A 22489-nucleotide genomic window follows, 5' to 3' on the forward strand; every position below is an offset into this window, starting at 1 on the left:
GTCGGACGACCTCGGACCCGTACCAGAGCACCATGCGCACCGCGCCCCGCGTGAATCGGCCGCTGTGTCCGTGCCGGGCCGGCACGGCGGCAGCACTCTGCGTACGGCCGGCCTCTTGCCCCCGGCGAATGACGGAAAGGACGTCCATGACCGCAACTCTGGCTCCTCCGGTCCGTATCGGTAGGGCCGCTGTCGGAGCTCTCGGAATGCTGGCAGTCGCCACCGGAGCCCTGGAATCGGTGGTGACGCCGACACTCCCGCTCCTGCAGCGTGATCTGGATATGAGCCCAGCTGAAGGGGCGTTACTCAGCATCACGCTTCTCATCACCGGCGCGCTCGTCACGCCGGTCGCGGGCAGGTTCGGTGACCGCTACGGCGGGAAACGGGTCCTGATCCGGCTGATGGCGGTGGTCTCGGCCGGTGGCCTGGTGTCCTCGCTGGCGCCGAACCTGCCCGTGCTGCTGCTCGGCCAGGTACTGCAGGGGGCGATGGTGGGCGCGCTTCCCCTGTCGTTCATCCTGGTGCGCAAGCACCTCCCCGCGGGGGATTCGAAGGTGGCCATCGGGGTGGTCAGCGGGTTGTTCGTGGCGGGCGGGATGGCGGGAACGCTGTCGGCCGGGCCCGTGGCGGAAGGGCTGTCCCGACACTGGATGTTCGCGCTGCCGACGATCGCGGTCATCGGGGCCACCATCCTGGTGAACAGGCTGATGCCGCACGATCCGCCGGACCGTTCGGACGGCGCCGGGGTCGACTGGCCCGGCCTGGCCCTCTTGAGCGGGACGCTGGTGACGCTCATGCTCGTGCTCGCGCTGGCGCCCGACATGGGCTCGCAGCCGCTCGTGCTCGGTGCCCTCGTCGTGGTTCTGGCCGCCTTCGCCACCGGATGGACAGCCGTTGAGCGTCGTGCGGCCTCGCCGATGGTCGATCTGCGCATGCTGGCACGGCCCGCGATATGGAAGTCGTGCGTGCTGACGTTCGTGGTGTGCGTCGGTACGTCGGTGGCGGTCCACCTCGTCCCACAGTTGTTCGCCGTGTCCGCCGAAGAGTACGGCTTCGGCGCCGGCGCCACCGAGATCGGCCTCTTCCTGCTGCCCGGCGCCGTGGCCGCGTCGCTGGCCGGGCCGGTCGGCGGGACAGGGGCTCGGCGCTTCGGCTCGCGTGCCGTGGTCACCGCGGGGATCGTCATTCTGGCCGCCGCCCTGATCGCCCTGGCAGCCGTGCACACCGAGGTCTGGCACCTCGTCATCGGCAAGGTGATGATCGCGCTTGCCAACGGCCTGTGCGTCACGGCGTTGGTGACCAGCACCGCCACATCCGTCGATCGGAGCGACACCGGCATCGCCACCAGCCTGGTCCTGGTGACTCGGGTGATCGGCTACGCCGTGGGTGTGCAGGTCAGTGGCGCGATCCTCACCGCCGGGACCCCTTCCGGGTCGGACGTTCCGGCCGAATCAGCCTTCGTCACCGGCTTCGTCATAGCAGGCGCCGTCACGGCGCTGTCCCTGCTCGTTGCCCGAACCATGAGCAAAGGAGTCAAGGAATGACCCGCACCGATCTGTTGACGGATATCCGTACCGCGTCGAGGCGCAAGGTCCTCATATCCGGGGGCGGCGTCGCCGGGTCGGCCCTCGCGTTCTGGCTGAACCGCTACGGATTCGCGGTCACGGTGGTCGAGAAGGCGGGCACACCGCGTCGAGGTGGTTACCCCATCGACGTACGCGGCACCGCGCTTGAGGTCGTCCGGAGGATGGGGATCCTGCCGCGCCTGCAGGACGCGCACATCGACCTGCGCCGGCTGACCTTCCTCGAAGGGAACGGCAGCGAGGTGGCCTCGGTCAAACCGCACAGCGTCGCCGGAGGTGTCGCGGGACGGGACGTCGAGGTGCGGCGCGGGGACCTGACCGACGCTCTTCACGCGGTGGTCCGAGATGACGTGGAGTTCCTGTTCAACGACTCCATCGGCACCCTGGACCAGTCCGGCCACGGGGTCGACGTCACGTTCCGAAGGGGCAACAGGCGTACGTTCGACATGGTGTTCGGTGCGGACGGTCTGCACTCACGTACCCGGGAGGCAGTGTTCGGACCCGAAGGGCAGTTCCACCGGTACCTCGGCTACTGCTTCGCCGGATTCACCATGCGCAACACCTTCGGGCTCTCCCACGAGACCGTGATGTGGAATGACCCGGGCAGAGCCGCGGCACTCTACGCCGTAGGGGACACCGGCGACGTACACGCCCTTCTGAACTTCGCCCACCCGGAACCGCCGTTCGAAGCGTTCCGGAACCCGGAAGCCCAACGGGACCTGGTCGCCGCCGTCTTCGCCGACGCGGGATGGGAGGTGCCCGGCATGGTCGCCGCCATGCGCGGCGCGGAGGATCTGTTCTTCGACGTGGTCAGCCAGATCCGCATGCCCCGCTGGTCCAGTGGCAGGGTCGCGCTGGTGGGCGACGCCGCGTACGCACCCTCGTTCCTCACGGGGCAAGGCTCCAGCCTCGCGCTCGTCGGTGCGTACATGCTTGCGGGTTCCCTGGCCGACCGGGACCACGCCGCGGGCTTCGCCGCCTACGAGCACCACACCCGAGAGTTTGTGACCGTGAATCAGGAACAGGTCGGCGAGGGCGACGCCACACTCTTCCCCACCACCGCCCAGGCCCTGGAGCAGCGCAACGACATGCTGCGCAGTCTCGGCGCCATGTCTTCAGCGGAGGGACGACCGGCCCATTCGGCACTCACCCTGCCCGAATTCATGCCCATGACATAACTCTGGGGGCACGCACCGGTGCGGGTGCCATCGGCGGCCGTCCGAGCACGGTGAGCGGGCCGCGCATGGCTCACAGCCGGGCGTACGGTGCCCTTGCCCTTGCCCTTGCCGTGCTCCGGCGGGTCGCGCTACCTCTCCGGCACACCCGTGTCGAGGCCCGAGCTGACGGGGCGATCGTCGTTGACAAGAATGAGCCGGTTCCGCGCCCAGGTGTCAAGCCGGTCGCATGCCCAAACGGGGTCATACGCTGCGGTGGGCAGCTGGGGGATCCGCTTGCGGCCGGTGTCGTCGGGCCGGTACGAAACGTCGAAGGCCGTGTTCCAGCCCTCCAGGTTCGCGGCGAAACGCCCCTCCGCTTCCGCTGGGCCGATTCCCAGGAACCGGGCGATCTCTTCCCAGGAACTGCCCCGCTCCCGTTCGTAGACCACGGCCGAGATCACTGCGCGTTCGGCGAGCTCGACGAGCCGAAACGCCTGGCTGACCCGGCCTCCGGGCCCGGCATCGGAGTCATTCGCGGTGGCGACCAAGCCCGCTGCGCCATCGGCGACGTCCACGGCGTGATCGCAGAGGACCAGGCGTGCCAGCGCCTGGCGGGTGAACCGGGCACGGTCGGCGTCGTAAGGGGTCGTCTCAGTCACTCCCGAAGCCTCCCAGGCCGTGCTTGCGGCGAGTACCGATTTTCCACCAGGGGGATTGTTCTCCGCTCGACGGCCGCCGTCGAGCGCGACGGCTGCCGCACGGCTCCGGCCTTGCCGCTGTGGAGGGGCTGTGAGGTTACCGAGTGGCAGGTGGCCGGGTGTGCTGGCTGGAGCCCGGCGACGCTGCCGATGACAGCCCGGCATTGCGCGAACGCTGGGTATGCTCCCCGATCCATCCGTGGTCCGGTTCAGCCCCGTATGGGCCTGTCGAATTGTGGAACTGGTGCGGTCGGTATGAGTCTGGAGACCGAGCCCGCGGGCGCCCGTAGTCCGGCGCGGTCGCGCCCAGTGATCGGGCGGAGGAGAGAGCCACGGCGAAGGAGCGTGATCGGAATGGCCCGGAACCGCCGTCTGATCCTGAGCTCGCCGTCCGAGGTGTGGGGCCTGTTGTCCGACGGCCACCGCTATGGGGAGTGGGTTACGGGTACCCGGCGGGTCCTCGCCGCGGACCCGCACTGGCCGGAGGTCGGCGCCCGTCTGAGAGTCCGGGTCGGCGCAGGCCCGCTGACCTTGGATGACACCTGCGTCGTCCGTATCTGCGAGCCGCAGCGCCGTCTCGAACTGGAAGCGAAGGCAGAGCCGTTCGGCGCAGCCCGTATCGCCATGAACTTGATCCCCTGGAGCAAGAACACCCTCTTCGTCCTCGACTGGCACCCCCTCCGGGGCCCCGGCACCCGGCTGCACGGGCTCCCCGTGGACTACCTCGTCGCGGTCCGCAACGGAATGATGCTGACGAAGCTGGCCCGGATCGCGATGCGGGAGCACGCCGGAAAAGCTTGAGGCACCCCAGCCGGAGCCGCCCGCGCCCCGGCGATGCCGACCAGGTCTGTGCGCGTGAGCCGGCCGACCGGGTTGCGCGTCGGATTGCACAACGGGTTGCCGACGTTTCGGGAGTGGTCGATGACCTGGCACGCCCTGACCACATTGCTTCGAACTGGGAGCAGCCGAGTCGGTCTGGTGGCCACGGTGATCCGTGATTCTCTCCAGGCGCGCTTGCGTTCCGAACTGGCCTGGCATGCGTCCGGGGCCGGGCCGGGCCGTCCGCTCGTGGAGGGCGAACCGGTGGCCTCCAGCCGGGAAGAACCGCCTCGCCGACGAACGCGGACTTGTCGAATATCGATATGCTCCGCTAGCCTCGAACATATCGATATTCGATAGGGAGGGGTGCGATGAACACGCGACTCACGAGGGCCCTGGCCTCGGTGACCTTCATGTTGGCGGTGCTCTCCGGGCTCACCTTCGTCGGCACGGGGTTTACGCACATGCTCGACGACGGGGCGGTCTGCGTACAGACGGGCTTCTGGAGCAATGCGTCACTGGCGCCGGACAGCCTGCCGATCAACACAGGTGTGAAGGCGTCCAGCAGCGCCACGCGCCTCTGCCAGGATGGCCCCTCCACAGGTCAGCGCGCCGCGGACCTCGGGAGCGAACTGCCCTGGCTGTTGTTCGGCACCCTCGCACTGCTGCTCTTCTCCCGGCTGCTGAAAACCGTCCAGTTGCAAGGGCCGTTCACCGAAGTGGTGGCGCAACGGCTCTCGGTTCTCGGCTGGTTCATCGCGGTGGGCACGCCGCTGGCCGGCCTCGTCGTCGGCTGGTCGCAGTCCTGGCTCGTTGCGAGCATGGCACCGATGGTGGGTTCCGGGCCGACGGTCTCCGGATCACAGGAACTCGTCCTCGCAGGCCTTGCCGCAGTGATCATGGGGAAGGTCATGCGCGAGGGTGTGCGCATGCGAGAGGACCTCGAAGGGACCATCTGATGCCCGAAGAGGAGCCTCACGCCATCCGGATCCATCTCGACCGAATGCTCGCCCAGCGTGGTATGACGCTCACCGAACTGTCCGCGCAGGTGGGCATCACCGTCGTCAACCTGTCCGTGCTCAAGAACGGGCGGGCCAAGGCCATCCGCTTCTCGACCCTGTCGCGGATCTGCGATGTTCTCCAGTGTCAGCCGGGGGACCTGATCACCCATAACCCTGACGAGGCGGCCTAGAAGTCTGCTGAAGGCTCGGGTTCCGGTTCCGGTTCCGGTCCCGGCTCGGCGGAGTCGGGGCCGGCCCTGTAGGTGCGGGGGGGAACGGGCCGGGAGGCGGTTGGGCGGGATACAGGGGAGACCTGACGGGAGTTCATCCCGGCGGTGGGCGTGTTCGCGTTCTTGACCGGGCCGCCAGCTGCCCAGTGGGCCGGAGCGACGTCGGCTTCGGGGGCCTTCGAAGCGCATGAGCGGGGGATGAGCCGGGGGCTGCGGCCCGTCGCCCCGGGCCGTATGCGGTCACGGCTGTACCGTGCGGGGCTGGCTCGCCGGGATCCGGTGCGTGAAGAACAACGCGAGGAGAGCGGCGAGGGCGAGGACGGCCAGTGCGGCGCGCAGACCGTCGATCCTGGCATCGGCATTCGCGTCGAATGCTGCTTGTGCCACCTCCTTGCTCGCACCCGCTTCAGCGAAGGCGGATTCGAGCTGGGCGTCCGACAGGAACGGTGCGCCGCTTTGGAGTTCGACGGTCGCCTGGCTCTTGACCTCGGCCGGGACCGCAGGGTTCTGCTCGACGCTGGTCAGGAACGACGATGTGAGCGCGGCGATCATGATCGATCCGGCGAGTGCGGTACCGATCGAGGCGCCGAGGTTGGTCACCGCGTTCTGGACGCCACCGACCTCCGCGCTCTGTGCTTCCGGCGCCGCGGACACGGTGACCGAGCCGAGCTGGGAGGCCAGCGCGCCCATGCCGAGCCCGATCAGCAGAAGAGGAAGGGTCACAATTTCCGGCCCGGCGTTCACATCGAGGGCGGACATCAGGGCCACCGCGCCCGCGAGCAGCGCGAAGGTCCCGAGCCGCACCACCCGCCGCGGCGAGACGTCCGGGAGGAAGCGGGGGATCAGGATCGCGGCCGCGAGCAGCGTCAGCGAGAGGGGCAGGATGCGGGCCCCGGTCGCGAGCGCGGACAGGCCCAGAGCCACCGACAGATACAGCGGTACGACGAAGAACACGCCCATCTGCACGAGGTACTGGAAGAAGAACATCGTCAGCCCGCCGGTGAGCTGCTTGTTGTGCAGCATGGCCGGTTCGACGAGTGGATTGCCGCCTTGCTTCACCAGGCGGGCCTCCCAGAGGAGGAAGAGCCAGACCAGAAGCAGTCCGGCCAGCATCAGCCACACGACCAGCGAGACCCCGAGCCATGAAGGCGTGTCGGGCTTCGGCCGGAACCAGCCCCACTCGCCCGAGCGGAGTACGCCGTAGACGAAGACCCCGAGTCCGGCCGCGGAGAGGGCGGCACCGACGAGATCGATGCGAGACCGTTCGCCGATCGGCGCATCCGTGATGCGGCGGGTGAGCACCAGAATGCCGAGCACGATCACCACCTCGCCGGCGAAGACCCACCGCCAGGAGAAGTACGTTGTCGCCACACCTCCGATGAGCGGTCCGACCGCGATCGCCGCGGCACCTGCGGCCGCGACGAGTCCGTAGGCGGCGGGACGGCGTTCGGTGGCGAAGTTGCTCGCCACGAGCGCAACGATCGCGGGCAGGATGAGGGCGGCTCCGATTCCCTCCAGGAAGGACCATCCAAGGAGCAGCACAGGCAAGGTCGGCGCGAGCGCCGTGGTGAGGGAACCGCAGCCATAGATGGCGCAGCCGATCATGAACGCGCGTTTGCGGCCGATCAATGCCCCGACCTTGCCGCCGAGGATCATGAACATCGCCATCACGAGGGTGTAGGCCGTGATGGCGCCTTGAACACCGGTCACGGTCGTGCCCACGTCATTGGCCACCGTCGCGATCGAGACGTTCATGACGGAGCTGTCGAGCGCCATCAGGAACTGACCGGCCGCGAGTGTCATGAGGACGAGTTGCGCTGACGAACTCTCGGCAGTGCCTGCCTTGGGTGTCATGCCCGCATAGTTCCAGCCGCTCCGGAGGACGGTCTGCGACCCGCTGCAGGAGTCGACCACTTGGCGGACCGGATTCGAGCACACATGGACGAGAGTCGGCGTCAGGAGGCCGGAGAACAGCCTCATATGTGTGTGGCCTCAGCGTTGCGCTCCCACAGTTCACGGCGGGAGGTCCTCACCGAGTCCCGGCACCCGATCACACACGGAGCCTGATTTCCTGTCCGGCCGGTACGGCCCGGTCCTGAGCTGTCAGCCCGCTGCCCCCGGCCGTACGGCACGGGGGACCCGTACCGTACGGCCGGAAGAGGCTCGCGCAAGCTCGAACGGGCTTACGATTCAGTGGACTTACCCGGCGAGGTCGCTCTTGTAGAAGACGGTTGCCCGGAACTCGTCCGGACTGTCGATGAGCCTGCTGGAGAACCCGAAGGCGAGGCGCGGGCCGTCCGGCGATCGCCAGATCGCCATTCCCTGAGGTTCGCGACCCGGCAGAGACTCGCCCGCCTTCGTCTGGAACACCTGCTCGACGGAATCCCCCGTCTTGTTCATGTCGAGACGGACCAGGTAGGACGGTTTGGCCGGGTCCGAGAGCTTCGCGGGCGGACCACCGTAGGAGAGATAGGCGTACTGTCCGTACGACGTCACGCCCTGGAAATGGTCGGATTCGGCGAGACCGAGTTGGGCGTTGGTGGGAAGGGCACGCTTGGCGAGGATGGGCGTGGTGTCGCTGATGCCCTTGTTGATGACGGCGGGGAGGTCGAACAGCGCGAGGCGCCACGGACTCGTCGTGCCCATGTACCGGATGAGCAGCCGGTTGGTGTAGGGATCGATCGACGGTCTCGGACAGTCCCGGAAATCGGAGAGGCCGATCGGGAATGTCCAGACCCGCGCGCTGTCGGAGTAGTCGAGCACGCCCTCGTCGCTGTACTTGATGCGGCAGATCACATGGCTGTTGGGGGGCGTCCCGGGGGACAGGCTCCTCCAGTCACCCGCGAGCCACACGTACGGAGACCCGAACGTGTCCGGCTGGATCGCTATCGACGAACCGTGATCGAACCCGTGGAGCGCCATGGCACCCAGCACCGTGCCGGTCATGTCGGTCCTGGTCATCCAGAGGTCGCCGTTCGCGCTCCCGACCTTGGTCTGCACGAAGTACATGTGACCGTGGACGTGGTCAATGGCGAAGGACTGCATCGCCCAGTAGGGCTGGTGAAGTGCGGCCGGCACCACGGGATTGCCGCCGGCTCCCTCGAATACGAAGCGCTGCGACGTCGGGACGGTCGCGGACGCCGATCCGGCCGCGAACAGGGAAAGGCCACCGCTCGCGGCGGCGGCTGCTATCCCTGTACCGGTGCGGAGGAGCGTACGACGACTTACGGCAGATGCTCCGCCGGTCTGGGTATTTTCGCGCAAGTGCATCACCCTGCTGGTCGTTCGGCTGATTTGTTGGATCACGATCAACCTATCCATCGGGACGATGAGTGTCGACAGGATGAACTGCGGGTGCGGTAAGGGAACTTCGGACGCCACAAGCGTCCTGCGCCCACGCGCCCACGCGCCCACGCGCCCACGCGCCCACGGGTCGGGATCGTGAGTCGGCCTCGGTCCGGACGAGGCGCCGGCGCTCCGTCCGACGGGGACCGTGTCGGACGGCGGGGCCGCTCACAGCCGGGCCGACGTCGTGATCGGGATCGAGACCGATCGCGGCCCGTGAGTGCGGGCGCACCCCGGGCACCCACGCAGGCACCGGCCGGGGTGCCGGTGCCTGCGTCACTACAACCACCACCGCTGCCACACCGCACTCGGAGGCAAGCCCCCTATCAGCCGTGTGAACAACGCTACGGGTCAATACACCTAGCGGGTCAGCGTCTCGAAGCCGACGTCTCCGCAGTACTGCACAACGCGCCCTTCCGCCTCGGAGTCACTGTTGTTCATCGCTGCCACCGTCGCCTCCGCCAAGGTGCGGCCTCCGCCGACGGTCTCGTCCCGGAGCGGCCTCATCGCCAGGAAGGCGTCCTCGGCGACGGCCCCGACCTCGTCGTATTCGGACGGCTCCGGTGTGTCCGTGCCCGCCGCGTTCCGCGCCTTCTGCCATGCTCCCAGCTGCGTACAGTAGTTCTCCCGCTGCGCGGTCAGCCGCTGTTCGTCCTTGCCGTCGGACGAGGAACACCCCGCCGCCACCGCCACCAGGGCGAGCACCGGGACCACTGTCTTGAGCACGCGCACCATGTTGCCCCCCGGCTGAAACTGCGTTTCGCTTGTCCTTGACACCTGCAACTGCTGCAACTTCCGCAGCAGGATACCCGCGTGGGAGTCGTCGACCGCCGCAGCGGTCGCTGACTGAGCTCCGGCAGCGCCCGTACACCCGTGTCCAGTGACGACGAACCCCAACCACTTGTGATGCCTGTTTCAGTTCGCCAGGCTGAGGCGGAGTTTCGTAGTCCCGCGCCAGGGGCCGGTGCTGCATCAGCCACCCGAAGGTCCGCTCGATCACCCGCCACTTCGGAGCAGCGGCCGGTAGCCACTTGCGGTCGACCGTTCACGACCTGGACACATCGACCTCGACGTCGATGTCCAGTCCGGCACTTCACACGGGGATGTGTGACCGTCAGCTCGTCGAACAGCCGCTTCCCGCCGGTGGAGTGGTGGACCGAGGCAGCCGTGACGATGACCGCGAGGACCAGGCCGAGATCCTCACGCTTTGGGCATCCACCACCGCCGTCGACGGTTCCGGGGTGCGACCGTGGGCGTGGCGGGTCCCGTTCCGCAGCGGATCGTGGACCCGACGGGTGGCGCCGTCGGCCTCCCCCGTCATGCACCCGCGCTGTCACGCCGGGCCCGGTCCGCGCATCCCTCCAGGTGGTGAAAACCGGCTCGATCAATGCCCACCAGGCATCGCATACATCACTGCGATACGCACGACGAGTGCTCACCCACTGTCCAACGACCCACCGTCGTGAGCACTCACAAGAGCATCCCGAAACATCAACTACCCGGATCGGATGCCCTCTTACCCCACGGCTTGTCAGGCTGGAACAATATTCCCTACTCTTAGTGACTATGACACTACAGAGATCCTGGACCGTTCAGTTACGCAGGAATCACACGAGGACGTTCCGTAGTGACCGTTCCTGAGCAGGCTGCCCCGAATGACAGCCCCCGGTACACACACAGCGAGGCGACCCGGCTGCTGTGCGCGGGCGTCTACTTCGACGGGGTGTTCCGGCGTCGTGTCATCGAGGAGCTGGTTGAGCACGAGGAGCGCCCGGTTGCGCCCTCGCTGGGCATCGACGCCCTTCCGGTCCTTGCGCACGCGCTGCGCGCCCGGCGCAGGGAGACCGGGACCGGACTGGCGCTGCTGCTGATCTGGGCGCTGTTCATCGGACTGGGACTGGCGGGGACCGGCTCCGAGCAGACGGTGTTCCCGATCCCCTGGTTCGTGGCGTACGGGCTGGTCTGCCTTGTGGCCTATGCCATGCAGGGTCCCACGGCCACCACCTTCACGCTGGACCGCGCGGTACTGAAGCGGGCTACGCGAGGCCGACTGAAGGCCGTACTGCCCGTCCTGCCGTTCGCCTTGATGCTCGGCTACTGGGGCACAGTCGCCTTCTCGGTCATCTCCGGCGCGGACGTCTGGGCGGCCTTGGTGCTCCCGATACTGCTGATGCTGCCCGTAGGGGAGTACCAGAGGCGCGTTCAGGAGATCATCCGCAGCGAGGTCGGCCGTGACGCCTTCCGGACAGGTCCCCGCAAGAAGCTTCCGGACGGTGAGCAGTTCGAGCGGATCGGCGCAGCCATCGACCGCGAACAGCATGCGAGGCTGACGATCTACGACCCGTTCCGACCGTTCGTCGGTGCGGGCAAACCGTATAAGCCGTGGTCCGTGGTGATGGAGTTGAAGGGCGGCAACGTCGGAGCCCAGCCGCTCACCGGACGTGAGGTCATCGACCTCGTAAAGCCACAGCTGGAGGAACTGCGCGAGTCAGCGGCCACCAGCCGCGACCGCCTCCGCTCCCTCGAGATCGACGAGATGGTGTATCTGCCGGTCGGACTGCCCCGGGATCGGTTTGCACAGGAGCTCGACCAAACCGACAGGCACGTGGAAGCGGCTCTCGGCGAGGGCGGCGAGGGGCGTCGGCACTTCCTGCGGGTACGTATCGGGGCGTGGGACGAACAGGTCGGGATCTCTGTCCTGGTCCGAGTCCACACCCAGGGAGGCATACTCGTACTGGAGGTCATCCCGCATGTGCTCAACCCGCTGCGCCCGCAGTTCCGTTCGGCTGACGTGATCGCGCGGCATGCCACGGCCGGCGCCCTGCCGCGCAGCCTCGTCCACGTGCTGCTCACTGGTCCCGGCGCGGGCGTCGCCGCCGGGCTCTGTCTGTTCCGCACGGTCGTCTCGGCGATCCGTGTCTGGCTGACCGTGCCGCAGTACGCCCTGCCCGACGGGCCGGTGGCGTCAGTGCGGGAGCTGGGGAGCGTGGAGGAGATCTCTCTGTTCCAGGAGATGGACATCAGTCGGTACGTGAAGACGCTCCAGGACCGGATCTCAAGCGGGGTGGGCCGGGCGCTGCACGTGAAGGGCTACGAGACGGGTGACTTCGAGCGCTACGTCATCAATGTGAGCGAGGGCGGCGTGTTCATCGGGGAGATCAGCAACAGCGCAGTCGCTGTGGGCGAGAAGTCTTCGGCGAAGCAAGTGCAGTCGAAGACGGTGACCAAGGACTGAAGAGGCGACACATCGTGGCAGCGGGCAACCGGAATCCGGAGCCACAGCGAGGCGGTACCAGCATCAGGGATGACAACGCTGCAGCTCAGGGCTCACATGGTCAGGCTGTCAGCTTCGCGCAGGGGTACGACCGACGAGTACGACCACGTCGGCCGTGACGGACTTGAGCGAGAAGCTGAACGCGCGGGGTGACCCGGTTGCCCAACCCGCTGCCGCGGCCAGGGAGATTCGGGCCGACGGAAGACCATATCCGGGTGTAGGGAATGGCTGCGTGGCCAGGCCGCTATTGGCACGGGGCGCCGGACTCGTCACGGCCGGACAGACAGCCGAGCAGCACGCCCGACTCATTGACAGGCAGGGGTAGGCACCGTGGACCAGTGGGACGAGAAAAGGCAGGACTGGACGGAGCCAGACATCCCGGAGGGGCCGCCGCCGGGTATCAGGACCGCGCGGGTTGCGGTGGTGACGGCGGTCGCGGTCCTGCTGTGCGTCGCGGTGGGCGCCGGGATCTGGGCGTGGGCGCCGGACCGGGAGCCCGAGTCCCCGGGCTCCGCCCTCCCGGTCCAGACCGGGCCGAGTACGCCGGACAGCACTCAGACCGGGCCCGAGACAACGGACCCTTCCGATGGAGCGGAGAGCAGCCCCACTCCACCCAGTCCCGAGGACGAGGCGTTCGCCGGCATCGGCATTGACGACTGTCTGGACAACTTCAACGACCTCTACGGGGCATGGTCGCCCGAAACTCCGCAAGCGGCCAGCTGCAGCGGGTCCTACTACCGTGTGATGTCGATCGTCAACGACTCCACGGAGTGCTCGGAGTACGACTACAAATGGTCCCACGCCAACGACGATCTCTCAGAGACTGTCTTCTGCCTGAACCGCAACTTCCGTGCCGGCCAATGCATGTTTGCCGACGAGGAGGAACGCTTGAGTCGCAACGCGATCACTCCCTGCGATGGCGACATCCCCGACGACTACAAGTACATCATCAAGATCACGGGCGTGACCCCCAATGGTGGCGACTGCGAAGACAGTTCCTGGACGTTCGACGAACACGGCATCGCCGTATGCGGCAAGAAGGTCTGACAACCAAGCTGGTGTGATGCGCCTGGAGTCCTGATGGTTGTTCACCACCCATGTCGCCATGGTGCATCCGGGTCCTTCCGCCGTGGAGATCAAGTTGTCCGAGTCCGAGCGCGCCGAGTTGGTGCGCCGGTCGAAGCTGTCGGACCGGCGCTCGGCCGGGAAGGTCCGCATCGTCCTGGCATGCGCTGACGGCATGCCAAACGCAGGTGCCGTACGGATCTTCGGTGTCCAGGCCAAGACGGTCGGCACGTGGCGTCGGGCTTTCGTGGCAGCCCCCGCAAACTCGGCCAGCCCTTCACTCGCTGGTCCATCCGCAAACTCGTCGCCCATCTGCGCAAGGTTCACGGCAGGGTGATCCGCATCGGCTGTGAGGCTCTGAGGATGCCATTGGCCCGCCACGGGGTCACTTTCCAGCGCACCACGACGTGGAAGGAGTCCACCGATCCTGACCGTGACGCCAAGCTCGACCGGATCGAGCACGTCCTGGAACACTTCCCGGACACGCACGTTCGCCTTCGACGAGTTCGGCCCGCTGGGCATCCGCCCCACCGGCGTCACCTGCTGGGCCGAACAGGGCCGGCCCGACCGGCTGCCGGCGACCTACCAACGCGCCCACGGCGTCACCTACTTTCACGGCTGCTACTCCGTCGGTGACGACACCCTGTGGGGAGTCAACCGTCGCCACAAAAAGGTACCGCCAACACGCTCGCGGCCCCTGAAGTCGATCCGGGCAGCCCGCCCCGACGGCGCCCTGATCTCCATCAGCCTGGACAACCTCTCCGCCCACAGAGGTGCCAAGATCCGCCGCTGGGCGAAGAGGAACAAGGTCGAGCTGTGTTTCACACCGACCAACACCTCCTGGGCCAACCCCATCGAGGCGCACTTCGGGCCGCTGCGGCAGTTCACCCTCGCCAATTCCCACCACCCCAACCACCCCGTCCAGATCCGCGAGCTGCACCGGTTCCTACGCCGGCGCAACACCAACGCCCGCCCCCCCGACGTGCTGGCAGCCCAATGCCGCGAACGCGCCAGGATCCGCCGCGAGAAGGGCGTCCGCTGGGGAGGACGGCCCAGGCGACAGCGGCCTACCGACCCGGCGCTGCGGTCATAGCGGCAGACAGCCGGGCCGCTGATCAGTTGACATGTGCGGCGATGGTCCGTGCGCAGTGCATCGACTCGGCATGCGTGGTGTCCACCTCCAGGTCATAGACGATGCCCCGGTGGACCACATCCGCCTGGGACGCCGCCATGCCGATGATCCGATCACCTCGTGCGACCTCACGGCCCGCGGCAACCGCACTGTCGCATCGGACACCGACCCACAGCACCCGCAGCTCGCCCAGAGCCTTCTGCCATCGCTTCTGCGAGTCCGATCCGCCGAGAAAGACCTCATCCACGATGACCCGGGCACCCGCACGGGCCATCGCGGCGACCCCCTCGATCCACGCCGCTTCCAGCGTCCGGAACTCCGGCCCGACGATCACCTGTCCGTCCGGAGCGAACTCGATCCCGGCATCCGATGTCTGCATAGACGCGGGCATCGCGTCAACCAGTGTGTCTGTCCCCAGGGCCAGCCATGGATCCGGCAGGACTGCCTGCAGACACCGAACGATCCCGGACTTACCCGAGCTGGAACCACCGTTGAGAACGATCACCTCAGTCATCACCGCGCCACAGTAGAGGCACCACAGCTACGCTCGAAACAGTTTTCCGTGAACGCTGCACCGCCTGCCACAACCGGTGAACCTTCTGGTCAGAGCGCTAAGGGCTGTCCCGTAATCCCTGGCGGGCGCACGACGACAGCTACGGTACCTCGCCGCGTTGTCGGAACGCCCGCATACATCCGGTATGCGGGCGTCCCTCCGCCTTGCGATGCACCGCAACTGACGCCGCGCGCTGATCCGCAGACGGGAGACTCCTCCGTATGGCCTCCGGCTGAGTCACGTCTGCTCCTTGGCCGGCCATCCACCGACGAGCACGGATTCAACCAACCGCGGTTCTGTCCGGTGTCAGAGAGCGGATACGAGGTATGGGTGAGGGCAGCAGCCAAAGCAGCGACAGGGCTCCGCCAACGGCGGCGATGACGAGGGTGGCCCGCAATCCGGCCATGGTGGCCAGAAGGCCGCCCACGACGGCGCCGACGGGCCGTACCCCGTAATTGATCGTGCTGTACGCGCCGGCTACGCGACTGCGCAGGCCGTCGGGGATCACCGTGGTCTGCAGGGCGTTGAGGTTGACGTCGAACAGCATGACACCGAAGCCGGACAGGAACTGGGACGCGGCGAGGGCCCCGGCGCGGAGCCAGAGCGGACCGCCCGCCGCAGCGGCGATGGCGATCGGAGCGGGGAAGAGCACCGCCCCCACGACGATGCTGCGCCCCACACCGAACTGTCGCGAGACTTTCGGAGCGACCAGGGCGCCCAGAACGGAACCCGTCGCGCCAATCCCGAGCGCGGTACCGATGACTCCTGCGGACAGACCGAGGTTCCGGCTGGCAAACAGCACGGTCAGCCCACTGCCGGCGAGGAACGTGAAGAAGTTGACGGTCGCCGCGCATCCCAGACTGGCCCGCAGTACTGGATGACGGACGACGAGTGCCAGTCCCTCCCTCGCGCGCCGCAAGAGCGAGGGTGCCGTCGTGTCGGCCGCTATCGGCGGTTCGTCGACCGAGACACGGCCGATCAGGACCGCCGATGCCAGGAAGGTCAAGGCATCGACGACGAGGGTGACGGGAGCGGTGAGTATCTGGATCAGAGCGCCGCCGATGGCCGGGCCGGCGACATACGAGGCGGATCGGCTGGCGCTGAGTTTGCTGTTCGCCTCCACGTACGACGCGCGCGGCACGAGGCCCACGAAGAACGGGGGATAGGCGGTGTTGAACAGAACTCCGGCAGCGCCCGTGAACAACGCCACGGCGTACAGCTGACCGAGCGTCACTGCTCCCCACACATAGGCTGCCGGGACGCTGAGCAGTACCGCGGCGCGTACCAGGTCGGCAATGATCATCAGACGGCGTTTGCGAGCGCGGTGGTCGACCCAGGCCCCCAGGAAGATTGCCAGTAGGTTCGGGACCCAGATGAGTGCGGTCAACCAAGCAACCTGATTGGCCGATGCGTTCAGGGCGCTGACAGCGATCAGGGGCAGGGCCAGTTCGGTGATCCGGTCGCCGAACTGTGAAACCGCGTTTCCGGCCCAGAAGCGGCGGAACCGTAGATCACGCCACAGCGATATCGCAGTGGTCCGTCCCGCGCCGTTCACGGCGTCTGCCCGGTCTGCTCCTCGGCACCTTCCGGCAGCACGTAGCGCATCACCTGGACGCCGCGGCCGTCGGCCGGCCGCTCGGCCGGGTCGCGAGTGACATACGGCGCGAGGACGCGCTCGATCCCGTCCTCAATGGCGGCGAGTTCCTCGGCGGAGACGACGAGGCGGGTGTTCGCCAGCCCTGCCAGCCTCTGCCACGCCGGATCGAGTTCGGGCTCCACCTCTGCCGCCCACCGGCTCGGCAGGTCCGCGTAGCGCAGGAACATCTGCTGCGACAGCACCCGCACGGCCGACCGGCCCGCCTCATCAGCTGGATCCTGCGGAGTCCGGAACCGGAAACCGCGTGCCGCCGCCTCCCACCTCCTCTGGCGGCGGTCCGAGCCAGGCTCGCTGTCGCGGACCAGCCCGAAGCCGGCCAAGTGCCGCAGATGCCAGCTGGTCACCGACGGCGTCGCTCCCACATCGGGGGCGAGCTGTGTCGCGGTGGCGGGCCCGTGCCGCGTCAAGCGGTCAAGGATCGCCAGCCGCACGGGATGCGCCAACGCCCGCATCGCTTGCGGGTCACTGATCTCGATATCGCCCAGGCGATTACTGGAGTCCATGGCGTGAGAGTTTCCTCTCACATTATGTGAGAGTCAACTCTCACATATTTCGAGGGTCGGGTACGCCCGGATCCGCCTGCGGGCAGGGGTGGGCCCTGAGGTGGTGGGAGGCTTCCGTATGCCGGATGGCTGTCCGGTTCCGGCACACCGAAGGCCGTGGCGAGGTGCCGGGGATCACCGTCACCCGTGGCCGCTCAGGAGATGCAGGGAACGGTCGCCGGGGGAAGCGGTGCGGCCGCTGCTCGGCAACGGCGGTGAGGCGACGCTGGCGCTGACCGTGAAGCCCTGGGTGAATGCGAACGGATCACCCCGAAGCGGACGTGCGGCGTCGTCGCCTCACTCATCGGCAGCGGATGAGTCATGGTCCCGGATCTGCGTGGTGACGAACCATGCGAGTGCGGCATCGGTACGAATCGGTCACGGCGTGGGGCGGCGGCAACTGCCTTTTCGTGGTGAGGATGAGCCGAGGCCGAGGGGGTACTGGGCGGCTCAGTCGTGGAGTGTGACGTTGGGCAGTGGGTGGCCGGTAGCGTCGAACAACGCGGTTCCACAGTGGCAGTTCTCGTCGGCCAGGGTCTGGGACGCCGGCAGTTGCCAGACCAGCATCTGCGTGCAGTCCGGGCAGTTCAGACTGACCAGGGTCTCTTCGGGTTCCGAGCCCCAGGCCCGCACCGGGAGGTCCTCGTACGTCAACCCGGTCAGCTCGCGCTCAGCGGTCAGCGCGACCAGCACCTCGTATGTGTCGGTGCCGTTGTCCCGCACCATGAGCGTGCAGCCGAGATGCCCCAGTACACGGGACAAATGATCGAGCTGACGGACCGGGAAATCACCGCGACGCAGAGTCGGGTCGTCCTCGGCGGCTTGGTGGACAACGTCGGTGTCGACGTCTGGCGGCTCCGCCCCGAAGGCCCTTACCCGGTCCGCCGCGAACGCCGCCAGCCGGCCCGGGTGGTCCTCACCGGACCAGTCCATGGTGAACATCACACGGTCGACTCCGACACCCTGTGCCCGCTCGCCGGGGGTCAGTACCAGCTCTTCCAGCTCTGTCACGACGATCATTTTATCAACTGCCGGGCGGTGGGCCATGCTGCTGTTGTGCCGTTGCCGTGCATGGCCAACACCACTCCCGTGTCTACTCGAACGACCTTTCAGGCGAAGTCGGCCGCAGGCTCGATCCGGCCGAGGAGGTCCCGCCACTCCGCGGCCGGCAGGACGCGGGCGGCTCGGCGCAGGTCGACGGGGTGGCCCGCGCCGAGGGACGCGGCGATCTCAAGGAGGACGAGGTGAGGGTCCATGGCGCCGGGCTCCAGGTCGTCGTCCTTGAGGACCTCCGGTGTGCGAAGGAGTTCCACGACCTGATCCCAGTCCATCAGCGTCGGGTGTTCGGCCGGTTCGAGGATCCCGGCCAGGGTGGGGTCGTGGGCGAACCGGCACAGCCAGTACCCGTCCTGGCAGTAGCCGAGAAGGATGATGGCCCGGCGCATTCGGTAGTTCCCGACACCGGCCAGTAGCTGCCTGGCGATCTGGACGCCTTCGGGCTGAGTCCGGCGGCGGGACGGCAACTTTTCGACGTCGGCGTCGAGTTCGATGGTCATGTGGTCACTGTGCTGCCCATACGGGATCGGGCCTCCCGTACACGCCGGTCCTTCACCCGAAGAGGCGTCCCCGCACCAGCGATGACGTGCGTCGCGAGGAGCGGGAACGCGGCACAGGCCTCGACGGTTCAGGCCGGCCCGGCGTACGCGATAGCCAGCACGGTGAGCATGCGGGTGTCGTGGCCGAGGAGGATGACGGCGGTGGCGTGCCCCTGGGCGACGGTGCGGATGATGCCGTCGTCCTGACCGTAGGGCTCGGAATGCTCAAGCGGCCTCTGCTGCGCGTCGACCAGGACGAGTGAGAGGTCCCGGCGGGCAAGCTCGGGAAGCTGCTTGTACATGTCGAAGACGTCCGGGGAAATGTGGAGCCGGTAGGTCACGCCGCGCCCTGGCCGTGACCCTGCGGGTCGGTGTCGTTGCTGTGGCGATGAGTAGGGGCGGTCTGGTCGTGGCCGGGTCCGGCGTCGCGCAGGATGTCCGCGGTCACGTCCCGCGCCCCGAGACCCTCGGGGAGAACACCGTGGGACTTCATGCTGACCCGGGCCGCCTCGATCATCGGCCGCGCCTTCTCGAGGTCCTCGGCCGCGGCCGCCCACCCGTCGAGCACGGCGGGCAGGGCATCGATCGGGGTCAGGTTGACGTCATGGAGGAGCTGCTGCCGTGATGCGGAGTGGGGGAGCGCGACATGCAGTCGGTCCACCGTCCAGTCCTCGTGCCCCATAACATCCCCTCCGTGGAGTCAGGTCGTCCAGCGTAGCGGGGACAGGTCCCGCACAGTTCCCAACCCGTTCCTCGTCGGCAACCTGAGCAACGGCGGCCGACGAGGGAGTGCCGCGGCGGGCATCCGGCCGTACGGTACGCATCATGACCGTAGAGATCACCGAGTACAGCGACACCCACCGCGATGCGCTGCACGCCCTGTTCACCGCTGAGGACTACCGTGATCAGGCGGAGAGGCTGAAGCTTGGTCAGCACCTGTACGAGAAGCGGTACGTAGCCGTAGGGCACGATGTAGTCCTCGGCTTCGTGGAGGGAACGTTTCTCGATGGGAGCGACTTCGAACCCGGACTCTTTCCGGCGCCTCGGGCAAGGGTCGTGACTCTCCTTGTTTCCTCGGCCGCACGGCGCCATCGGATAGGCAGCACACTGCTCCACCGGTTCGCCACTGACGCACTCGATGCTGGACGCGACGCGCTGGTGCTCTTCCCCGACCCGCATGACCCGGCCGGCCGGCTCTCGTTCTTCAGGCGATGCGGTTTCGAGAAGCTGCCGTCCAACGAGATGCTGGGGGCCCATCTGCGCACTGTCCTGGCGAACACCGTGCGCGCCGTCCCATGCTGACCGGCGAGCCGGCCGATCCACGCTTCGGCCCGGCTCACACTCTGTTCATGCAGCGGTCTGCGCGGCGGTCGCCGGCATCACCGAACGGGACGTCACCGTCACCGCTCCGAAGTCGAGCCGCCCGCGCTGCGCGACGCGCTGTTCTTCCCGGAGGAGCAGCAGCCATGACCGCCCGCCCCTCGCCCGGCGCTTCCTGCGTGCTCCGCCGCGACGACGGCACGGTAGAAGAGCGAGATCAGGCGGAATACGTACCGAAGTATGGGTCGGGTTCGCCTGTACAGGGGTCAATGCCGGCCTCCCACCGGCGTCGTTCCTCGCGCCAGTGGAGGAAGTGCGGAGAGGGCTCTCCCCACAGGGAGGCATCGCTCAGTGGGCACTCGTCGAAGCCCTTGGCGAACAGGCGCCGAAGGAACTCCGCCATTCCGAAGTCGTAGATCTTCCAGTGGGGCCGGCCGTGCCGTTCCCATACGACAACGGGCCACTTGTCGGGGTCGTGGTCAACGGTGAGCCAGCCAAGGATGTCGGCTCCGCAACTGACGCCCCAGGCGATGACGGAATCAGGACGGGAATCGACCCCAGCCGGTCCTCCTTCGGACTCCCACATATGACGCATGGTGGCCGTCTCGGCCGCCATACCCCCGAAGTCTGGGCTGTCGGCCGGCCGCGTGCTCGCTTCAGGGGGCAGGATGCTCAGCGCGCCGTCGATGCCGCCGGCTCCGTACGTGCTCATGAACGCGATGTAGTCGGAGGGAAAGCCCGCTCCCCAAGCCCGCCGGACCGCAGCCCAGTCCGCCTGCTCATCGGCCCCGTCATGCGGCGGCATTACCACTGTGAGTGCGGCGAGAGCTGTTCCTCGAGACGGCATGTCCCCTCCGGTGTGATACGTCGTCCGATGCACGATATCCGGGGCCACTGACACCGAGCCTCGTGCGCCTCGTCCGGGACGAGGCCTGCTGTCACCGGTCGTCAAGCCGGGCGACGAAGGAAGTGTCATGAATCAGGTGGGCACTTACTCAGAAGGGACCCCTGATGGACGCGGAGAACGGTCACCTGATCGAGGACGCTGGCGGCGTGTCGGTTGCGGTGTTCGACAGGGACGTTGACGGTGCCGGTGTGACATCGAAGACGACGGCGGCGAGCCGGGAAGCGGCGGCCGCGCACGGGCTGAGCCCCGGGCTGATGGACGAGCTGGCCGAGCTCGCCGCCGGCAAGGTCCGCGACGGCGGGCTCAGGCTGATGGGCGAGGGCGGCCTGCTGGTCGAGCTCACCCGGCACCTGATGCAGGCCGCCGTCGAGGCGGAGATGGACCTGCACCTGGCCGAGGAGGCCGGCCGCACCGGCGGCCGGGGCTCGCGCTCGGGCGGCAACGCCCGCAACGGCCACCGGAGCCGGAAGGTGATGACGGAGGTCGGCAGTGTGACGGTGCAGGTCCCCCGGGACCGGCTGGGCACCTTCACCTCCGGCCTGCTGCCGAAGTACGCGCGCCGCACCGGCGGCCTGGAGGAGATGGTCCTCTCGCTGACCGCGAAGGGGCTCACCTCCGGGGAGATCGTCGCGCATCTCGCCGAGACGTACGGCATGGAGACATCGAAGGAGACGGTCTCCACCATCACCGACAAGGCCCTGGACGCCATGGCCGACTGGCGCACGCGCCCGCTCGATCCGGTCTGTCCGGTCCTGTTCGTGGACTGCGTGAACGTGAAGATCAGAGACGGTGCGGTGGCGAACCGCCCCATCCACGTGGTCCTCGCGGTCACCTGCGACGGCCACCGCGAGATCCTCGGACTGTGGGCCGGGGATGGCGGCGAGGGCGCCAAATACTGGCAGAACGTCCTTGCCGAGCTGCAGAACCGCGGCGTGAGGGACGTGCTCATGCTCGTCCGCGACGGCCTGAAGGGCCTGCCCGAGGCGGTCAACACCGTCTTCCCGCAGACGGTGGTCCAGCTCTGCATCGTTCACCTCATCCGCACCACGCTGAAGTACATCTCGCGCGCCGACTGGGACAAGGCCGCCCGCGACCTGCGGCCCGTCTACACCGCCGCCAACGAGGACGAGGACGAGGCCCTCGCCCGGCTCGCCGAGTTCGGCGAGAAATGGCAGGCCAAGTACCCGGCCGCGGTCCGTGCCTGGGAAAGGTCCTGGAGCGAGGTGGTGCCCTTCCTGGGCTTCCCACCGCCGATCCGGAAGATCATCTCGACCACGAACGCGATCGAGAGTCTGAACGCGCGCTACCGGCGCTCGGTCAACGCCTGCGGGCATTTCCCGAACGAGACCGCTGCCCTCAAGCGTCTCTACCTCACCACCCTCGCCCCCGACCCGACCGGGAAGGGCCGCAAGCGGTGGACCAGCCGCTGGAAGGAGGCCATGAACGCGTTCGACATCGCCTTCGACGGCCGCCTCTCGGCCGAACGTGTGTGAGCCAACCAGACCAACGAGAAACCTCTACGCCAACCGAGTGGTGAACACCGCTTTCGTGATACTCCCGCGACGAAGGAACGCGTGGGGCGGTCAGGTCTGGTTCTGAGCAGGCTGACCT

21 protein-coding genes and 2 pseudogenes are annotated in these 22489 nt (G+C 67.6%); 10 read left to right on the forward strand and 13 right to left on the reverse strand.

The annotated features are described in order from the left end of the window. Positions 1-146 precede the first annotated feature (146 nt). Entirely contained in the window at positions 147-1544 is a 1398-nt protein-coding gene (locus OHA98_RS18700; protein ID WP_266927949.1) for an MFS transporter, read from the forward strand. Beyond that, positions 1541-2761 carry an FAD-dependent monooxygenase gene (locus tag OHA98_RS18705; RefSeq protein ID WP_266927227.1) on the forward strand — a complete coding sequence of 407 codons (1221 nt, stop codon included), beginning with the start codon at positions 1541-1543 and terminating at the stop codon, positions 2759-2761. Before OHA98_RS18700 ends, OHA98_RS18705 begins: the two co-directional genes overlap by 4 nt. Before the next feature lie 128 nt (positions 2762-2889). Here OHA98_RS18705 and OHA98_RS18710 read toward each other — a convergent pair whose 3' ends face one another. Further along, complete coding sequence (locus tag OHA98_RS18710; protein ID WP_266927229.1) at positions 2890-3399, reverse strand: hypothetical protein; 510 nt, start codon at positions 3397-3399, stop codon at positions 2890-2892. 393 nt (positions 3400-3792) lie between these two features. Here OHA98_RS18710 and OHA98_RS18715 point away from each other — a divergent pair, with 393 nt between their 5' ends. From OHA98_RS18715 to OHA98_RS18725, 3 genes are all read left to right on the forward strand, one after another. Continuing rightward, positions 3793-4239 carry an SRPBCC family protein gene (locus OHA98_RS18715; RefSeq protein WP_266927231.1) on the forward strand — a complete coding sequence of 149 codons (447 nt, stop codon included), beginning with the start codon at positions 3793-3795 and terminating at the stop codon, positions 4237-4239. 389 nt (positions 4240-4628) lie between these two features. Then, a complete protein-coding gene (locus OHA98_RS18720) occupies positions 4629-5216 on the forward strand; it encodes a DUF2975 domain-containing protein (protein ID WP_266927232.1) in 588 nt (195 codons plus the stop codon). After that, positions 5216-5449: a helix-turn-helix transcriptional regulator gene (locus tag OHA98_RS18725; protein WP_266927234.1), complete on the forward strand. Its 234-nt coding sequence runs from the start codon at positions 5216-5218 to the stop codon at positions 5447-5449. The genes OHA98_RS18720 and OHA98_RS18725 overlap by 1 nt, the downstream gene beginning before the upstream one ends. A 279-nt stretch (positions 5450-5728) precedes the next feature. Here OHA98_RS18725 and OHA98_RS18730 read toward each other — a convergent pair whose 3' ends face one another. The 4 genes and pseudogenes from OHA98_RS18730 to OHA98_RS18745 form a co-directional block, all read right to left on the reverse strand. Next, a complete protein-coding gene (locus OHA98_RS18730) occupies positions 5729-7342 on the reverse strand; it encodes an MFS transporter (RefSeq protein ID WP_266927236.1) in 1614 nt (537 codons plus the stop codon). Between the two features lie 345 nt (positions 7343-7687). Further along, positions 7688-8869 carry a hypothetical protein gene (locus OHA98_RS18735; protein ID WP_266927238.1) on the reverse strand — a complete coding sequence of 394 codons (1182 nt, stop codon included), beginning with the start codon at positions 8867-8869 and terminating at the stop codon, positions 7688-7690. Between the two features lie 324 nt (positions 8870-9193). After that, positions 9194-9568, reverse strand: coding sequence for a hypothetical protein (locus OHA98_RS18740; RefSeq protein ID WP_266927240.1), 375 nt, complete (start codon positions 9566-9568; stop codon positions 9194-9196). Positions 9569-10037: 469 nt separating this feature from the next. Next, a pseudogene (locus OHA98_RS18745) lies at positions 10038-10142 on the reverse strand (IS5/IS1182 family transposase); the annotation flags it as partial. Between the two features lie 318 nt (positions 10143-10460). On the opposite strand from OHA98_RS18745, the gene OHA98_RS18750 reads away from it, so the two are divergent. From OHA98_RS18750 to OHA98_RS18760, 3 genes and pseudogenes are all read left to right on the forward strand, one after another. Beyond that, positions 10461-12068, forward strand: coding sequence for a hypothetical protein (locus tag OHA98_RS18750; RefSeq protein ID WP_266927241.1), 1608 nt, complete (start codon positions 10461-10463; stop codon positions 12066-12068). A gap of 369 nt (positions 12069-12437) precedes the next feature. Further along, entirely contained in the window at positions 12438-13154 is a 717-nt protein-coding gene (locus OHA98_RS18755; protein ID WP_266927243.1) for a hypothetical protein, read from the forward strand. Positions 13155-13433: 279 nt separating this feature from the next. Further along, positions 13434-14265: pseudogene (locus OHA98_RS18760) on the forward strand (transposase); the annotation flags it as partial. Between the two features lie 22 nt (positions 14266-14287). Here the strand turns inward: OHA98_RS18760 and cpt are convergent. The 7 genes from cpt to OHA98_RS18795 all read right to left on the reverse strand — a co-directional run bounded on the left by cpt (position 14288) and on the right by OHA98_RS18795 (position 19333). Next, positions 14288-14818, reverse strand: a complete 531-nt coding sequence (gene cpt / locus OHA98_RS18765) for a chloramphenicol phosphotransferase CPT (protein WP_266927245.1) — start codon at positions 14816-14818, stop codon at positions 14288-14290. Positions 14819-15137: 319 nt separating this feature from the next. After that, entirely contained in the window at positions 15138-16412 is a 1275-nt protein-coding gene (locus OHA98_RS18770) for an MFS transporter (RefSeq protein WP_266927247.1), read from the reverse strand. Beyond that, positions 16409-17017, reverse strand: a complete 609-nt coding sequence (locus tag OHA98_RS18775) for a helix-turn-helix transcriptional regulator (protein WP_266927249.1) — start codon at positions 17015-17017, stop codon at positions 16409-16411. Before OHA98_RS18775 ends, OHA98_RS18770 begins: the two co-directional genes overlap by 4 nt. Before the next feature lie 489 nt (positions 17018-17506). Continuing rightward, positions 17507-18076, reverse strand: coding sequence for a hypothetical protein (locus tag OHA98_RS18780; RefSeq protein ID WP_266927250.1), 570 nt, complete (start codon positions 18074-18076; stop codon positions 17507-17509). Positions 18077-18165: 89 nt separating this feature from the next. Next, positions 18166-18612: a hypothetical protein gene (locus OHA98_RS18785; RefSeq protein WP_266927252.1), complete on the reverse strand. Its 447-nt coding sequence runs from the start codon at positions 18610-18612 to the stop codon at positions 18166-18168. A gap of 128 nt (positions 18613-18740) precedes the next feature. Next, positions 18741-18992 (reverse strand): hypothetical protein, encoded by a 252-nt coding sequence (locus tag OHA98_RS18790; protein WP_266927254.1) that lies wholly within the window; start codon positions 18990-18992, stop codon positions 18741-18743. Further along, positions 18989-19333, reverse strand: a complete 345-nt coding sequence (locus tag OHA98_RS18795; protein WP_266927256.1) for a hypothetical protein — start codon at positions 19331-19333, stop codon at positions 18989-18991. The genes OHA98_RS18790 and OHA98_RS18795 overlap by 4 nt, the downstream gene beginning before the upstream one ends. Positions 19334-19476: 143 nt before the next feature. On the opposite strand from OHA98_RS18795, the gene OHA98_RS18800 reads away from it, so the two are divergent. Continuing rightward, the gene (locus OHA98_RS18800; protein WP_266927258.1) at positions 19477-19953 is read left to right on the forward strand and encodes a GNAT family N-acetyltransferase; all 477 of its coding nucleotides are present in this window, start codon (positions 19477-19479) and stop codon (positions 19951-19953) included. 235 nt (positions 19954-20188) lie between these two features. On the opposite strand, the gene OHA98_RS18805 is transcribed toward OHA98_RS18800, so the two are convergent. After that, positions 20189-20776: an SMI1/KNR4 family protein gene (locus OHA98_RS18805; RefSeq protein WP_266927260.1), complete on the reverse strand. Its 588-nt coding sequence runs from the start codon at positions 20774-20776 to the stop codon at positions 20189-20191. A 356-nt stretch (positions 20777-21132) separates the two neighbouring features. On the opposite strand from OHA98_RS18805, the gene OHA98_RS18810 reads away from it, so the two are divergent. After that, positions 21133-22371 carry an IS256 family transposase gene (locus OHA98_RS18810; protein WP_266927950.1) on the forward strand — a complete coding sequence of 413 codons (1239 nt, stop codon included), beginning with the start codon at positions 21133-21135 and terminating at the stop codon, positions 22369-22371. The last annotated feature ends 118 nt before the right edge of the window (positions 22372-22489 follow it).

The organism is Streptomyces sp. NBC_00654 (assembly GCF_026341775.1).
GTDB lineage: Bacteria > Actinomycetota > Actinomycetes > Streptomycetales > Streptomycetaceae > Streptomyces.

Excerpts from the sequence above, each read along its gene's own strand:
- OHA98_RS18810 (WP_266927950.1), top strand. The coding sequence starts at position 21,133 with ATGGACGAGCTGGCCGAGCTCGCCGCCGGCAAGGTCCGCGACGGCGGG.
- OHA98_RS18730 (WP_266927236.1), bottom strand. The coding sequence starts at position 7,342 with ATGACACCCAAGGCAGGCACTGCCGAGAGTTCGTCAGCGCAACTCGTC.
- cpt (WP_266927245.1), bottom strand. The coding sequence starts at position 14,818 with ATGACTGAGGTGATCGTTCTCAACGGTGGTTCCAGCTCGGGTAAGTCC.
- OHA98_RS18740 (WP_266927240.1), bottom strand. The coding sequence starts at position 9,568 with ATGGTGCGCGTGCTCAAGACAGTGGTCCCGGTGCTCGCCCTGGTGGCG.
- OHA98_RS18705 (WP_266927227.1), top strand. The coding sequence starts at position 1,541 with ATGACCCGCACCGATCTGTTGACGGATATCCGTACCGCGTCGAGGCGC.
- OHA98_RS18795 (WP_266927256.1), bottom strand. The coding sequence starts at position 19,333 with ATGGGGCACGAGGACTGGACGGTGGACCGACTGCATGTCGCGCTCCCC.
- OHA98_RS18725 (WP_266927234.1), top strand. The coding sequence starts at position 5,216 with ATGCCCGAAGAGGAGCCTCACGCCATCCGGATCCATCTCGACCGAATG.
- OHA98_RS18775 (WP_266927249.1), bottom strand. The coding sequence starts at position 17,017 with ATGGACTCCAGTAATCGCCTGGGCGATATCGAGATCAGTGACCCGCAA.
- OHA98_RS18715 (WP_266927231.1), top strand. The coding sequence starts at position 3,793 with ATGGCCCGGAACCGCCGTCTGATCCTGAGCTCGCCGTCCGAGGTGTGG.
- OHA98_RS18720 (WP_266927232.1), top strand. The coding sequence starts at position 4,629 with ATGAACACGCGACTCACGAGGGCCCTGGCCTCGGTGACCTTCATGTTG.
- OHA98_RS18805 (WP_266927260.1), bottom strand. The coding sequence starts at position 20,776 with ATGCCGCCGCATGACGGGGCCGATGAGCAGGCGGACTGGGCTGCGGTC.
- OHA98_RS18800 (WP_266927258.1), top strand. The coding sequence starts at position 19,477 with ATGACCGTAGAGATCACCGAGTACAGCGACACCCACCGCGATGCGCTG.
- OHA98_RS18780 (WP_266927250.1), bottom strand. The coding sequence starts at position 18,076 with ATGATCGTCGTGACAGAGCTGGAAGAGCTGGTACTGACCCCCGGCGAG.
- OHA98_RS18700 (WP_266927949.1), top strand. The coding sequence starts at position 147 with ATGACCGCAACTCTGGCTCCTCCGGTCCGTATCGGTAGGGCCGCTGTC.
- OHA98_RS18785 (WP_266927252.1), bottom strand. The coding sequence starts at position 18,612 with ATGACCATCGAACTCGACGCCGACGTCGAAAAGTTGCCGTCCCGCCGC.